The organism is Paraburkholderia caffeinitolerans, assembly GCF_902859945.1.
Classification (GTDB): domain Bacteria; phylum Pseudomonadota; class Gammaproteobacteria; order Burkholderiales; family Burkholderiaceae; genus Paraburkholderia; species Paraburkholderia caffeinitolerans.
Map to the genome: position 1 here is coordinate 89,006 of NZ_CADIKL010000002.1, position 14,653 is coordinate 103,658.

A 14,653-nucleotide genomic window follows, 5' to 3' on the forward strand; every position below is an offset into this window, starting at 1 on the left:
TACGGCTTTGGGGTGGTAAATGCATTTAATGTGTCGTGCGCGGTGTCGTGCGCGCCGCAATGAGCTTGCACGCGTGGGCCGGCAATTCGGCAAGCACCGGCATGCCGACACGAACGTCTGGGGTCTCGCGCGGCGTCGTGGCCGCCGTCAGCGTAAAGCCATCGCATTCGATGGTGGCCTCGATCGACGCCCCGACGTCCCTGACAAACGTTACCTTGCCTGGCAAGGTGTTCTGGCCGGGCTGCGCGGTCGCGGGCCTGACACACACGTCCTCGGGACGGATCAGCAGCCGGATGTCGCCTGGCGCATCCGCTACGCGCGCGGAAACGTCCATGACGATCGATTGCCCGCCGGGCAGTCCGATCCGGCCGCCATCGAACGTGATGGGCAGAATGTTTCCCAGTCCTATGAAATCCGCAACGAACTCGTTGACCGGATCGCGGTAGATGTCGAACGGTTTGCCGACCTGTGCGATCCGGCCTTTTTCCATTACGACGATCTCGTCGGCCATCGTCATCGCCTCGCGTTGATCGTGCGTGACCATGATCGTTGTGATACCGAGGCGTTGCTGAAGCAGGCGGATTTCGACCTGCATGGCTTCGCGCAGCTTCGCGTCAAGCGCGGAAAGCGGCTCGTCGAGAAGCAACAGCTTTGGCGAAGAAGCGATGGCGCGCGCGATCGCAACGCGTTGCCGCTGTCCGCCGCTCAGTTGCGTGACTTGGCGTTCGGCCATGTGCGGCAACTGGATCAGTTCGAGCAGTTCGGCAACCCGCTTGGCCTGCGCGCTCCGTTCGACACGGCGCAGCCGCAGCGGATAGGCAATATTTTCTGCAACCGTCATGTGCGGAAACAGGGCGAGCGACTGGAACACCATGCCGAAGTCACGGCGGTTGGCCGGCACCTGCGTCAGATCGCGGCCTGCGAACATCACAGTGCCCGACGTGGGCGTCTCCAGACCGGCAATGATCCGCATCAGCGTGGTCTTTCCGCAACCGGACGGCCCGAGAAAGCAGACCAGTTTCCCGTCCGGCACGCTCAGGTCGACGTGGTCGACCGCGTACGTGGCGTTGAAGCGCTTGGTGATGGACTGAAGTGTCAGATGGGTCATGAGAGATCCTTGGGCCGTCGAATGCTTAAGCGACAGCGATTACAGTGCAACACCCTCGTCGCCGACCAGCCTTTCGAGCAGCCAGATCAGGGCAAAGTCGATCAACACGATGAAAGCCGCAAACGAGAACACGGTCGGGTCGAGCGACGACACGGTCCGGCTGTAGAGCCAGACTGGCAACGTCATGGTGTTGATGCTGTACAGGAAGAACGTTACGGTGAACTCATTGAACGAGATGATGAACGCGAACAGCATGCCGGCGAGAATGCCCGGCCGCATCAACGGCAACACCACATCGAACAGCGCGCGGCGCGGGCTCGCGCCCATCAGGCAGGCCGCTTCCTCGAACTCCGGGCCGATCGACGCCACCGACGCCGCACAGTTCTTCACCGTGAATGGCAACGCCAGAATCACGTGCGCAACGATGAGACGGACCATGCCGAGCTCAACCGGGAGCACGTTGAATACCAGCAGCAGCGACAGGCCGAGCATCACGAGCGGATAAACCAGCGGCAGCGCGACAAGCTGCTCGACGACGGCCTTGCCCCGGAAGCGATAGCGCGACAGCGCGTAAGCGGCTGGAGCCGACACGGCCGTGGCGATCACCATCGTCGAAATGGCGACGATGAGGCTAGTCGTCAACGCCGTGCCCATCGAGAGCGTGTCACTGGCATCCGGCGACACGAACGTTTGCCACGCGGCGCGATACCAGTGCAGGCCGAAGCTTTGCGGTGGGAATTCGAGCGTGTCCGAATTGCCGAACGACATGGTGATCATGGTCAGGATCGGCAGCGCGGCGAGAAACAGCACGATGGTCGCGAGCAAACCCGTCGTGCGGCTCAGGCGGCCCGGCATCGCCGATGAAAGGCGCAGGGTACTCATGGGCGGGACTCCCCGTTTTGTTTCACGCCGCGCACAAGCCGCTGCGAAAGCGCCATCACGGCAAGCGTCGCAACCATCAGCACGACGCCGGATGCGGATGCGGCTGGCCAGTTGAGCAGCGGCGCCACCTGGTCGTGCACCAGCACGGCCAGCATCGGCACACGCCGGCCACCCAGCAGCAGCGGTACAGCGAATGCGCTCGCGTTGTACGCGAAAACCAGCAGCGCGCCCGACACCAGCCCCGGCATCGCGAGCGGCAGCATGACATGGCGCAGCGTCTGCCAACGGGTCGCGCCGAGCGTCGCCGCCGCTTCTTCATAGGAGCGCGACACCGCGCGCATCGCGCTCGATATCGGCAGGACGGCGAGCGGAAAGGCGGTCTGAATCAGGCCGAGCAGCACCCCGTTCTCACGGTAAAGCCATTGCAGCGGACGCTGGATGAGGCCACTGCCCAGCAGCGCATGATTGAACAGCCCCGCCGGCCCGAGAATCACCAGCCAGCCGTAACCCTGAAGCAGCAGATTGACCAGCAGCGGCAAGAGCACGCCGGCGAGCAGAAGCCGGCGCGCGAGCCGCGATTCGGTGCGCGCCATCGCGAGCGCGACGGGAATGGCCAGCAGCACCGCACAGATCATGCTCTGGAACGCGAGACGCAGCGTCAGCCACAGCGAGTGAAGAAAATACGTGTCGAGAAGATCCGCATAATTCTGGAGCGTGAACGCACGCCACTCGTTGCCCGGGACGCCAAAGCTCATGCGCAGCACCGCGAGCGATGCGGCCACGAGCACGGCGAGAAAAACCAGGATGGGTGCGAGGAGCAACAGCGGCGGCACACGCGGCAACGCCGGGGTGTCGTTGCGTCCCGCGGCATCGGCCATGCCTGCCGCGGGCTTCTCTCGGCGGAAAGAAAGGGCTGCCATGGCCGTCAGGACGAGAAAATCTCGGTATAGCGCTTGATCCACGCGGCCTGTACGACGGCGAGCGACTTGTCGTCGTGCAACACGGCCTTTTCCGCGATCTGCTGCGGCGATGGAACGAACGCGCGGCTTTCGGCGGGAATGATCGCTTTCGAGTTCACCGGGCCGTTCAGTACGTCGGCAGCCATGCGGCCCTGCACGCCGGCATCGAGTGTGTGGTTGATGAACGCATGAATCAGGTCGATATCGCCAGGATGCGCCTTCGGAATCACCGAGAACATCAGTTGGGTGGCGAAGCCTTCTTTCATGCCGTACGTGACCCCCATCTTGTACTCGGGCTTCTTGATTTGCGCAGGGAAGAACGCCGGCGAATAAATGCCGCCAATATCGAGCGAACCGGTGCGGAACAGATCGGCCACCTGATTCGGATTCTCGCCGAGCGTCATCACGCGGTCTTTCAGGATTGCCAACTTCTTGAAACCGGGCTCGATGTTCTGTTGTGAGCCGCCATTCAGCTTGGCAGCGATGATTGCGAGATCGACCGCTTCGGCCCACTCGGGCGGCGGCAGGAACAGACGCCCCGCATACTTCGGGTCCCACAGCGCTTCGTATGAAGCCGGCGCTGTCTTCACGGTCGACGTGTTGTAGATCAGGCCATCCGACCACAGGAGATAGCCGATGCCGAAACCGTTCGCACCAGTGCGATACTGCGGCGCGACGTCCTTGAGGTTCGGCAGCTTGTCCAGATCGGGCTTCGCGAGCATGCCTGCGTCGCCGAGACCCGAAGCGCCAACGCCGGCAAGCGTGATCACGTCATAGGTCGGACGCTCGCCCGCAGCCTTCACCTTCGCAACCATGCCCGACGTGCCGTCCGCACGGTCGGCGATGACCCGCGCGCCTGTCTTCTGACTGAACGTGTTGGCAATGTTGCGCAGCGCCGCCGCGCCCGTATCGTCGGACCACGTGAGTAGCCGCAGCGTCTTGCCCGCGAAGCTGCGTTGCTGAGCCTTTGCAGTGCTAATGAATGGCATTGGCATCGCCGATGCAGCCAGCGCCGTGCCTATGGTCTTGATTGCCTGCCTTCTGCCTGGCTTGAAGCTTTGCATGGTCGTCTCCTTTGTGTGGTCGATCGATTCAGGTCTGTGGGGAACGCCTGTCGACCGTCTCAAACGTGAATACACTGTATTGGGTTCAATGCCCGCCAACAAACGAAATCTCCGCATGCGGCCCATGACGTGAACTCATGGCGTCGGGTTTTCCCGCATCGTTCTGACGTTTCGCGCTGCGCTCAATACCTGTTTGATTTCCTGGAAGGCGGCGAGCCCGAACGGCCCCAGTTCGCGGCCGATGCTGCTGCGCTTGTAACCCCCCCACGACGTCTGCGGGAAGATTGCCTGAGGCGCATTGATCCAGACAACACCCGCTTCAAGCGCCTGCGCAACGCGTTGCTCGCGGGCAGGATCGCGTGTGACGACCGTTGCGACGAGCCCATACTCGGTATCGTTTGCAACGCCAATCGCCTCATCTTCGGTGTCGAACGCGCGCACGCACAGCACCGGCCCGAAGATTTCCTCTCGCCACACGGCGCTATCCACAGGGACATCGACGAAGATCGTCGGCTTGACGAAATATCCCGGACCGGCTGGCACTTCACCCCCGATCACCTCAGCCGCCTCGGACTTTCCCTGGGCGATGTAGCGCTGCACGCGCTCGTACTGGGCGCGGTTCGTCAGCGGCCCCATTTGCACGCCGGGCACGAGTGGATCGCCAACTGCTATCTGCCTCGCCCGTTCCGCAAGGCGTGCAATGAGCGCCTGCGCGATGGGCCGCTCGACGAGCACGCGCGAGGTCGCCGAACACATCTGCCCCGCGTTGAAGAAACCGCCGCCCACGACCAATTCGACGGCAAGGTCGAGATCCGCATCGGCGAACACGACGATGGACGACTTGCCGCCCAGTTCGAGACTCACGCCCTTGATCGTTGTGGCCGCGGTTTTCATCACCTGTTCGCCAACCGAAGTACTGCCGGTAAACGACACCTTGGCGACCAGCGGATGAGCCGCAAGCGGCGCGCCGACATCGACGCCGGTTCCGGTGACGACATTGAAAACGCCGCGCGGCACACCCGCTTCGGCCACGATCTCAGCGAGTTCCAGTTCCGGCAGCGGCGTGACTTCCGACGGTTTCAGCACCACCGTACAGCCTGCCGCGAGCGCCGGCGCAAGTTTCCATGCGGTGGTGACCATCGGGAAGTTCCACGGCACGATCAGGCCTGCCACGCCGGCCGGCTCCCGCCGGATCACCGCCCGATAATCATCGGTGGGCAGCGCCACGGCCGACTCGCCTGTTTCGTCTAGCTGCTCCGCCAGTTGCGCGTAGTAATCGAATGTGGCTGCCACGTCGCTCACGTCGATCAGGGCTTCGGCAAGGGGCTTGCCGTTATTGAGCGATTGGAGCGTGGCAAGGCGCTCGCGGCGAGCCTCCACGCCGCGAGCAATCGCACGCAGCAATGCCGCCCGTTCAGCGCCGGTGGTTTTCTTCCATGTGCGGAACGCTTTCGCTGCGGCCTTCACTGCAACGTCCACGTCCGCCGCGCTTGCGGCCTCGACCTCGGCAATGGTCGTTTCCGTCGACGGATTGATGACCTGCAGACGTCGCCCGCCTTCGCCGTTGCACCAAGCACCGTCGATATAGAGTTGTGTGCGCAGCACGCCGTCAAGCTGAGCAGAATGCATTTTCGTCATGCCGGCACCTGCGCAAACCAGTCGGCTTCGAAGATTTCGATCACGGTCGGGACGTCACGGACATTCGCCTGCTGGAGCTCAACCGCAAGCGATTCCCGCGTATTGACGCGCCGCGCTTCGCATCCAAAACCGGCCGCGAGTTTCTGGAAATCCGGCGTGTAGATGTCCACGCCGACCGGTGTGATGTCGCGCGACGTCATGTATTTGCGGATCTCGCCATAACCATGGTTGTTCCATAGCAGCACGATCACAGGGATCTTTGCCTCTACCGCGCTCGCGAGTTCCGGCAGCGTGAACTGGATGCCGCCGTCGCCAATCAGGCAGACCACGGGCCGCTCGCGCGCGGCGAGCTTGGCGCCCACCGCAGCCGGCAAGCCATATCCCAAAGTGCCGTAACCTGTCGATGAATTGAACCAGGAGCGCGGCGCCGGCGCATCATGGACGAAGTTGCCCGCGTAAATAGGGCTCGTCGAGTCGCCGGCGATGATCACGCCGGGCAGCGCACTGGCGATCGTGTCGATCAGATGCTTCTGCGAGCGCGTCGGCGCGTCGTACGACGCCAGCACGGCCCGCCGGACCTCCGCGACGCGCGCCGCCCCCCAGTTGGGTTCTGCCTTGGGCTCGGGCAGTTCATGCAGCCGCTTCGAAAGGCTGCTCAACGCCTGCTGCGCATCGCCGGCAATCGCGACGTCCGCACGGAAGTTGCGCATCAACTGCTGTGCGTCGATGTCGATGCGGATCAGTTGGCCATCGATAACAAAACCCCGGTCGAAGACGACGTCATAATCAGTCTCGCCGAGTTCAGTGCCAACCGCGAGTACGACATCGGCGTCGCGTACCATCGCCCGCGTCGGCGGCAACGACTGTGTCGACCCGATCAGGAGCGGATGACCGCATGGCAGCAGACCCTTTGCGTTGATGGTGAGCGCGACGGGTGTCTGCAGGCGTTCGGCGAGTTCACGCAACTCGGCCGCCGCGTGCACCGCCCCGCCACCCGCGAGAATCAGGGGCCGGCGCGCGGCGCTGAGCAGATCCGCAGCGACGGCGAGCGCGTCCGCGCTGGCTGCCGGTTTGGCCGGCGATACGGCAGGCACCCTGTTCATGCCGTTCGCTGGTGCGACGATCACGTCAAGCGGAATCTCAATGTGCACCGGACGCGGTCGGGCGCTTTTGAATACCGCAAAGGCTCGGGCCAGCACATCCGGCAATTCGGCCGCGTCGAGCAACGTATGCGAAAACGCGGTGAGACCCGCAAAGACATCGCGCTGGGACGGCAATTCGTGCAGACGCCCCTCGCCGCAACCCAGTTCGCGTCGCGCGTTGACGCTTGAAATCACCAGCATCGGAATCGAATCTGCATAGGCCTGCGCCATTGCCGTCGCGATGTTGGTCATGCCAGGGCCGGTGATGATGAAACATACGCCCGGCCTGCCCGTGACACGCGCATAGCCATCCGCCATGAAGCCCGCACCCTGCTCGTGGCGCGGGGTGACGTGCTGGATCGAGGAAGCGGCCAGCCCCCGGTAGAGCTCGACCGTATGCACGCCCGGAATGCCGAATACGTACTCGACGCCGTAGCCCTCAAGCAGGGTCACGAGTGCTTCGCCGCAGGTTGGAATCTGCGCGGCGGGCCGTGCGGTTTTCGGGGCTGGCGCTACTTCGAAGCAGACGGCGGTGTCGGGATGGTTCATGGATGATCACGTTCCTGGTTGTTTCGAATGCCCTGCAGCGTTGCCGAGAATGCACGGCCGCAGTGAGTGAATTCATTCTCGACGTCGGCGTCAGGGCAAACAATCGATATGTTTTCATGGGATGCATGACATTCCTGCATGCCCTCGAACCTTACTATGGATTCCGAATTAACTGGCGCGAAGAAAATTCAGTGTTCGACAGGCATGCGAACATTCACCCCGGCGATCGCGCATGAGCGCATTCAACCTGGTTATTCTCGACGCAGGGACGTGCGTTGAACAATCGATAAGTTTTCATGAGATGCATGACTTTCTCTCATGACCTGCTGACGCCTTCCCTCGCAGATGCCGAGGGTAAACACGGCCAGCGCGCCGCTCGCGATCGCGAGCGGCCACATCAATATGTCGTTCCCGAACACCTTCATCGCACCGCCGGCGACGAGCGGCCCGACAATCGAACTGGCGGTGAACGCCAGCGACACAAGCCGCATGTTCCGGACCAGCGCCGTCTTCTCGCTGCATGCAGCGGCGTACATGCCAAGCGTGATGAACGCGCTATTCATGCCTCCGACTATGAGGCCGCTCGCAGGAAACAGCCACGTCAGGGGCGTGGCGAGCGCGAAAGTGACGAGCGCCAGCGTGCTCGCCATCGCGCATACGATCACTGCGAGTCCCAAACCGGCGCGGTCGGCCATCCAGCCGACGGGAAATTGCAGCGCCATCCCGCCCAGGCCGAGGCATGACAGCAACAGGGTGGCCTGTGTGCCGCTTAATCCACGCGCTGTGGCATACAGCGGGAAAAGACCATACAGCGCGCCGTCGATGATTCCGCCCACCGCCACCACGATCATGCCGAGGCAGACTAGCGCGCTGACTGGCGTGGCCGGGGTAGCCTCGCGTGCAACTGGACTCGCTGGCTGCGCCGATGCCGTTAAACAAAGCGGAATAGCCGCAGCGAATGTAAATGACAGGCCAGCAAGAATCGTCACGAGCCCGTCCGGGCCGCACCATGCGGCCAGGGCTGGCGCGATGACTCCGGCTGTTGCAATCAGCGTCTCATGCACGCCGACCACGCGGCCGCTGAGTTCCTCGGGCACGAGGCTGTACAGCCACGACTCGTTGGCAATCCAGCGCAGGCCAATGCCCAGCCCGGTCAGCACACCCGGCGCGATCCAGAGTGGCCACGCTAGCGCGCCTATGGTCGAAAACGCGACGATACTGGTCGCGAGGCCGAGCAATACCGTTTTCTTCGCACCGATGCGCGCAACCAGCGCCGGAGCCGCCACCAGACCCGCAAGCATGCCCGCCCATTGCGATGCGGCGAAGAAACCGGCGCGCTGCGCATCGAGACCTTGATGGGCGAGCCAGACTGGCAGCACGATGAAGCCCATGCCGAACTGGCCGATCTGCGCGAGCGTCGACACGGCGGTCAGTGCAGCGATGGCCGGCCAGCGCACCGCTACCGCCGGTTTCATGGCGTACTCCGCCCCGGCATGGGTAGCCCTTCTTCGCGACATTCGACCGGGCAGCCCGCCTTGAGGCACGGCCCGTCGTCGCAGAAGCGGCATAGCTGCATCGCATGGGCCGGGTCGCGCGTCTCGTGCCAGAGCATCTTGATCATCAGGTCTTCGAGCACCTGGCGCTCGTTACTGTCGAGATGGCTCACGATGCGCATCAGGACGTCTTCGCGCGCGCTCCTCAGGCGCTTGACCTCCCGTCGGCCGTTGGCAGTCAGCGCAAGCGCGACGGAACGCTTATCGGCGCCGGCTCGCTTTTCAACGAGGCCGGCATCGACCAGACCCGCCACCGCGCGCACAGCCGCAGGATGCGATAGCGCGACGGCATCGCGCAGCAGTTCAATGGAGGCGTCCGGGTATTGGCCGATTGCATTGAGCATCGCCCGTGCCGTGGAGCCGGCGATGGCCAAAGAAGTATTCAACGCGGACATCTCGTCCGTGACGAGTACGGCGAGTGCGCCGAGCAGATTTTCTGTGCGCTGCGTCATAGGACACCCCAAATACATGCATCATGCACATATGCAGTGTGCACATATTTTGAGAGAAATTCAAGGACCACGAGTCGCTCTGGCGGCGTAACGTTTCCATGGGTTCTCCCGCGCGCCATACCTGTTTTGTATCGCCATGTATCTGACGCGCACCGCGACACACTATGTTTCGTGGGCGAGCACGCTGGACATCTGCGAGATACGCATGCGCCCCACTATGGTCGGACACCTCATCCTGGAGATTCCGTCATGTTCGATCGACTCAAGACTGCGGCCGCCCTCGCCGCGATCGCTGGGCTAACCGCCACCGGCGCCTGGGCGGCGTTTACATCCGATCCGAATTCCGAAACCGAATCGGCGCCCGTGCAGACCGGCGCGATCGCGCCCGACTTCACCGGCACCGGCGCCTGGCTCAACAGCACGCCGCTCGACCTCAAGCAATTGCGCGGCAAGGTCGTGCTCGTCGAATTCTGGACCTTCGATTGCATCAACTGCGCGCATACGCTGCCCTATGTGAAGGACTGGTACGCGCGCTATCACGACAAGGGACTGGTGGTAATCGGCGTACATACGCCCGAATATCCGTTCGAGCGCGACACCGGCAATCTGAAGAAAGCCATTGTCCGGTTCGGCATTCAATACCCCGTCGTGCAGGACAATCAGTATGCGACGTGGAATGCTTACGGGAACCAGTATTGGCCCGCGCTTTATCTCATCGATAAAAACGGCAAGGTGGCTTACAAGCGCGTTGGAGAGGGACGCTACGACGAGACCGAACAAACGATTCGGAATTTGCTGGGAGTGGGTGGCAAGCGCGGGTGATTCGTCATGCTGAAAGGACAAGCACCGGCAACGGTGCTTGTCCTTTTATATCGCTACGAATAATCGCAGCGACCCTGCATCACAAATGCGTCACCTGCAAGATAGCTTCGGCAAATGCTTTGGGTGCTTCCTGCGGCAAGTCATGGCCAATACCGCCGGCAATATTGCGGTGCACATACTTGCCCGAGAACTTCTTCGCATAGGCGCTTGGCTGCGGATGCGGCGCACCGTTTGCATCGCCTTCCAGGGTGATCGTGGGCACAGAAATAGTCGGCGCCGTGGCCAACTTCTGCTCGATGCTGTCGTATTTCGATTCGCCCTGCGCGAGACCGAGACGCCACCGATAATTGTGAACGACGACGGCCACGTGATCCGGATTCTCGAACGCCGCGGCCGAGCGTGCGTAGGTCGCATCGTCGAAATTCCATTTAGGCGACGCCAGTTTCCATATCAGCTTGTTGAATGCTTCGCGGTTTTCCGCGTAACCCTGCGCGCCGCGCTCGGTCGCGAAGTAGTACTGATACCACCACTGAAATTCCGCTTCCGGTGGCAGCGGCTTCTTATTCGCCGCCTGGCTGCCGATCAGGTAGCCGCTCACCGAAACCAACCCCTTGACCCGTTCGGGCCACAGCGCAGCGATGATGTTGGCCGTGCGCGCACCCCAGTCATAGCCGCCAAGCACCGCCTGATCGATCTTCAAAGCATCCATCAACGCGACGATGTCGACGGCGGTCGCTGCCTGCTGCCCGTTGCGCGGCGTATCCGCCGAGAGAAAGCGCGTCGATCCGTAGCCGCGCAGATACGGCACGATCACGCGATAACCCGCCCCCGCGAGCAGCGGCGCGACCTCGACGTAGCTATGGATATCGTACGGCCAGCCGTGCAGCAATAGAACCACAGGGCCATTCTCCGGCCCCGCCTGCGCATAGCCCACGTTGAGCACGCCGGCATCGATCTGCTGGATCGGTCCGAACGACACGCCGCTACCTGTGCGCGCGCTCGACGACTGCGCGCGCGCAATGCTGCTCAAGCCCAGTTCCGCGAGGCTGACGCTTGCCAGCGCGGTGCCAAGAAGGCGGCGGCGGCGGACGTTGACGGGATCTGACATGACTGACTTCTCCTTTTCGGTTGTGACAGTGAGTTACAACGGATTTATAGCCGAATAGTGTGAAGACTTTGTATGCCAATGTATCTGCCATATCGCTATACACACAACGAATTAATAACTACCGCTATAAAAACATGCCGGATACATGGGCCGGGTCTAATGCATCAACGGCGAAATCCACACGAGGCCTTCCACAGATTAGGATTCCGACACATTAACCAGATAGCGATGCGTCATCCGCATCATTCACTTCTTTTCATGAGACGTCGCCCTGAGTCACGCGGCAGTACTTCGCTACACAGGCAATCTGAAAAAAGCGATTGCGCGGTTCGGCATTCAATATCCCGTGTGCAGGACAACCGGTATGCGACGTGGAATGCGTATGGGAACCCGTATTGGCGCGCGCTCTATCTCATCGATAAAAACGGCAAGGTGATTCCCGCCATGGAAGACGGCGTATCCGAATCGCTCATCACACGCGCAATCCGGTCTTCGAATCGAAGAAATGCAAATGCTGCTGCAACCATGCAACGTCGACCCGTTCGCCCGGCTGCGGCCGATGCGCCGCCGGCAGACGCCACACGATTTCCTGATTGCCGAATCGGCCGTGCGCGAGATTGTCGGCGCCCAGCAACTCGCACGTTTCGACGTCCACGGCGAGCGACGGCCGGCCGGCCGCAGGCGTCATGTGCTCGGCGCGCATGCCCAGCGTGTATTCGCCTCCGGGCACAAGCTTCGCGAGAACGGAGGCGTCCAGCTTCGACGCGTCAGCATCCGCGCCAACCGGCAGGCGCGGTCCGTTGCCCGCAACTTCGAAGCAACGTAGATCGTCCGAAAGACGCCCTTTCAGCAGATTCATTGCGGGCGAGCCGATGAAGCCCGCGACGAATTCACTCGCTGGCGCCTCGTACACTTCGCTCGGCACGCCGATCTGCTCGATGTGCCCGCCATTCATCACCACGATCCGCTGCCCGAGCGTCATCGCCTCAACCTGATCGTGGGTCACGTACAGGCTGGTAGTCTTTAGCCGCTGATGCAGCCGCTGAATCTCGAAACGCATCTGTACGCGCAGCTTTGCGTCGAGATTCGAGAGTGGCTCGTCGAACAGGAACACCGACGGTTCGCGCACGATCGCCCGCCCCATCGCGACCCGCTGGCGCTGGCCGCCGGAAAGGTCGCGAGGCCGCCGGTCGAGCAGCTTGTCCAACTCGAGGATCTTCGCAGCGCTCGCAACGCGCTGCTCGATCAGCCCGCGTTCGATGCCGCGGATCTTGAGTCCGTACGCCATGTTCTGCGCGACACTCATGTGCGGATAAAGCGCGTAATTCTGGAACACCATTGCGATGTCGCGGTCCTTGGGCTCCAGCGTGTTGACGACGCGTTCCCCGATCGAGATCGTACCGCCCGTCACGCTCTCAAGCCCGGCGACCATCCGCAACAAGGTAGATTTTCCGCAACCCGAAGGGCCAACGAGCACCACGAACTCTCCGTCGGCGACATCGAGGCTGACCGAGTGGAGCACCGTATGCTTGCCGTCATAGCTCTTGCGCACGCCGTCGAGTGTCAGGGCCGCCATGCGTCGCCCTCCCGCGTCGATCGAACCATTGGAACGCCTGCTGCGGATCCGCTCATGACCATCCCTCTTGTACTCATTTTTCTGAATCGACCAGCCCGCGCACGAACCAACGCTGCATCGTCAGCACGACGACAAGCGGAGGCAGCATCGCGAGCAGCGTCGCTGCCATCACGCGATGCCATTCGGTCGCGGCGTCCCCGCTCGCGATCATGCTCTTGATGCCGACGACCGCCGTCGTCATCGACTGCGAGCTCGTAATCAGGATTGGCCACAAATACTGGTTCCATCCGTAGATGAATGTGATGACGAAAAGCGCCGCGATATTGGTCTTCGAAAGCGGCAGCAGCACGTCCCAGAAGAAACGCATCGGACCTGCGCCGTCAATGCGCGCCGCCTCGACCAGTTCGTCGGGCAACGTGAGAAAGAACTGGCGAAACAGGAAGGTCGCGGTGGCCGATGCGGTCAGCGGCAGCGTCAGGCCCGCGTAGCCGTTGACCATGTTCAGCGTTGACACGACCTGAACGGTCGGAAAGATCCGCACTTCGACCGGCAGCATGAGCGTCGAGAAGATCAGCCAGAACGACATCATGCGCAGCGGAAAGCGGAAAAACACGATCGCGTACGCCGATATGATCGACACGGTGATCTTGCCAACCGATATCACGAGGGCCATCACGAGGCTGTTGGCGAGCATCCGGCCGAACGGCGCGGCGGCATTACCGCTGCCGTGCGTCCACACCGAGACGACGTTCTCGATCAGGTGCGTGCTCGGCACCAGACGCAGCGGCACGGTGAAGACTTCCGCCTTGCTCATCGTTGCCGCGCAAAAAGCCACGTACACCGGAAACGCAATGATCGCGACGCCGGCGATCAGCATCGCGTGGCAGAACAGATCGAATCCGCGCCGGTTCTCAATCATGAATATTTCACCTTGCGTTCGACGAAGCGGAATTGCACCACCGTCAGCCCAATGACGACCAGCATCATGATCACCGACTGTGCGCCCGAGCTGCCGATGTCGAGCCCCTGAAAGCCCTCGGTGAAAATCTTGTAGACGAGCGTCTTGGTGGCCTGCCCCGGCCCGCCGCCGGTCGCGGCGTCGATCACCGGAAGCGTGTCGAAGAACGCGTACACCAGATTGACGACCAGCAGAAAGAAGCTGATGGGCGACAACAACGGCAGCGCAATCCCGAAGAAGCGCCGCACAGGTCCCGCACCGTCTATCGCAGCCGCCTCGATCAGCGAGCGGGGAATGGCCTGCAGACCCGCGTAGAAGAACAGGAAGTTATAGCTGACCTGCTTCCAGACCGACGCCATCACGACGAGCGCCATCGCCTGGCCGCCGTTGAGCGCGTGATTCCACGTAATGCCGACCTTCGCCAGCGCGAACGTGACGATGCCAATGCTCGGATTGAACAGGAATCCCCACAAAACCGCGGCAATTGCGGGCGCGACCGCATAAGGCCAGATCAGCAAAGTCCGGTAGATGAGCTTGCCGCGCGTGATGCGATCGGCCATCGCCGCGAGAAACAGCGACACGACGAGCCCGATCGCGGTGACGAGCGCACTGAAAACCAGCGTCGTGCGAAACGAAGCGAGGTACAGCGGGTCTTCAAACAAACCTTTGAAGTTGGCGAACCCAACGAATACGGTGGAAATGCCGAACGCGTCCTGGGACGAGGTGGACTGCCAGAGCGCAACGCCCGCGGGCCACAGAAAAAACACGATCGTAATCGCAAGCTGGGGCGCAATCAGCAGCCAGGGCAACCAACCCGCGCCAAAATTCGTCCGGCGTTCCAT

Annotated in this window: 14 protein-coding genes and 1 pseudogene; 3 read left to right on the forward strand and 12 right to left on the reverse strand. The window is 62.1% G+C overall.

Annotated features, from left to right (window positions below; all coding sequences use genetic code 11):
- Window positions 1–25: 25 nt before the first annotated feature.
- The 6 genes from HV773_RS02030 to HV773_RS02055 form a co-directional block, all read right to left on the reverse strand.
- Window positions 26–1,108 carry an ABC transporter ATP-binding protein gene (locus tag HV773_RS02030; protein WP_129564335.1) on the reverse strand — a complete coding sequence of 361 codons (1,083 nt, stop codon included), beginning with the start codon at window positions 1,106–1,108 and terminating at the stop codon, window positions 26–28.
- Window positions 1,109–1,147: 39 nt separating this feature from the next.
- Entirely contained in the window at window positions 1,148–1,990 is an 843-nt protein-coding gene (locus tag HV773_RS02035) for an ABC transporter permease (RefSeq protein ID WP_129564336.1), read from the reverse strand.
- Window positions 1,987–2,868, reverse strand: a complete 882-nt coding sequence (locus tag HV773_RS02040; protein WP_227875536.1) for an ABC transporter permease — start codon at window positions 2,866–2,868, stop codon at window positions 1,987–1,989. The genes HV773_RS02035 and HV773_RS02040 overlap by 4 nt, the downstream gene beginning before the upstream one ends.
- Before the next feature lie 47 nt (window positions 2,869–2,915).
- Complete coding sequence (locus HV773_RS02045) at window positions 2,916–4,013, reverse strand: ABC transporter substrate-binding protein (protein ID WP_129564338.1); 1,098 nt, start codon at window positions 4,011–4,013, stop codon at window positions 2,916–2,918.
- 135 nt (window positions 4,014–4,148) lie between these two features.
- The gene (locus HV773_RS02050) at window positions 4,149–5,651 is read right to left on the reverse strand and encodes an aldehyde dehydrogenase family protein (RefSeq protein ID WP_217481888.1); all 1,503 of its coding nucleotides are present in this window, start codon (window positions 5,649–5,651) and stop codon (window positions 4,149–4,151) included.
- Window positions 5,648–7,342, reverse strand: coding sequence for a 5-guanidino-2-oxopentanoate decarboxylase (locus HV773_RS02055; RefSeq protein WP_217481889.1), 1,695 nt, complete (start codon window positions 7,340–7,342; stop codon window positions 5,648–5,650). Before HV773_RS02055 ends, HV773_RS02050 begins: the two co-directional genes overlap by 4 nt.
- Before the next feature lie 2 nt (window positions 7,343–7,344).
- On the opposite strand from HV773_RS02055, the gene HV773_RS02060 reads away from it, so the two are divergent.
- On the forward strand, window positions 7,345–7,578 hold the full coding sequence (locus HV773_RS02060; RefSeq protein WP_129564339.1) for a hypothetical protein: 234 nt from the start codon (window positions 7,345–7,347) through the stop codon (window positions 7,576–7,578).
- Window positions 7,579–7,593: 15 nt separating this feature from the next.
- Here the strand turns inward: HV773_RS02060 and HV773_RS02065 are convergent, their stop codons facing one another.
- Both HV773_RS02065 and HV773_RS02070 read right to left on the reverse strand, forming a co-directional pair.
- Window positions 7,594–8,817 carry an MFS transporter gene (locus HV773_RS02065; RefSeq protein WP_129564340.1) on the reverse strand — a complete coding sequence of 408 codons (1,224 nt, stop codon included), beginning with the start codon at window positions 8,815–8,817 and terminating at the stop codon, window positions 7,594–7,596.
- Window positions 8,814–9,347, reverse strand: coding sequence for a MarR family winged helix-turn-helix transcriptional regulator (locus HV773_RS02070; RefSeq protein ID WP_129564341.1), 534 nt, complete (start codon window positions 9,345–9,347; stop codon window positions 8,814–8,816). The genes HV773_RS02065 and HV773_RS02070 overlap by 4 nt, the downstream gene beginning before the upstream one ends.
- A gap of 249 nt (window positions 9,348–9,596) precedes the next feature.
- On the opposite strand from HV773_RS02070, the gene HV773_RS02075 reads away from it, so the two are divergent.
- Window positions 9,597–10,169: a thioredoxin family protein gene (locus tag HV773_RS02075; protein WP_129564342.1), complete on the forward strand. Its 573-nt coding sequence runs from the start codon at window positions 9,597–9,599 to the stop codon at window positions 10,167–10,169.
- A gap of 79 nt (window positions 10,170–10,248) precedes the next feature.
- Here HV773_RS02075 and HV773_RS02080 read toward each other — a convergent pair whose 3' ends face one another.
- Window positions 10,249–11,277: an alpha/beta fold hydrolase gene (locus tag HV773_RS02080; protein WP_129564343.1), complete on the reverse strand. Its 1,029-nt coding sequence runs from the start codon at window positions 11,275–11,277 to the stop codon at window positions 10,249–10,251.
- 304 nt (window positions 11,278–11,581) lie between these two features.
- On the opposite strand from HV773_RS02080, the pseudogene HV773_RS36755 reads away from it, so the two are divergent.
- Window positions 11,582–11,713, forward strand: a pseudogene (locus HV773_RS36755) (thioredoxin); the annotation flags it as partial.
- Between the two features lie 36 nt (window positions 11,714–11,749).
- Here the strand turns inward: HV773_RS36755 and HV773_RS02085 are convergent.
- The 3 genes from HV773_RS02085 to ugpA all read right to left on the reverse strand — a co-directional run bounded on the left by HV773_RS02085 (window position 11,750) and on the right by ugpA (window position 14,653).
- Window positions 11,750–12,853 (reverse strand): sn-glycerol-3-phosphate import ATP-binding protein UgpC, encoded by a 1,104-nt coding sequence (locus HV773_RS02085; RefSeq protein ID WP_129564344.1) that lies wholly within the window; start codon window positions 12,851–12,853, stop codon window positions 11,750–11,752.
- Window positions 12,854–12,926: 73 nt separating this feature from the next.
- A complete protein-coding gene (gene ugpE / locus HV773_RS02090; protein WP_129564345.1) occupies window positions 12,927–13,772 on the reverse strand; it encodes a sn-glycerol-3-phosphate ABC transporter permease UgpE in 846 nt (281 codons plus the stop codon).
- A complete protein-coding gene (gene ugpA, locus HV773_RS02095) occupies window positions 13,769–14,653 on the reverse strand; it encodes a sn-glycerol-3-phosphate ABC transporter permease UgpA (RefSeq protein WP_129564346.1) in 885 nt (294 codons plus the stop codon). Before ugpA ends, ugpE begins: the two co-directional genes overlap by 4 nt.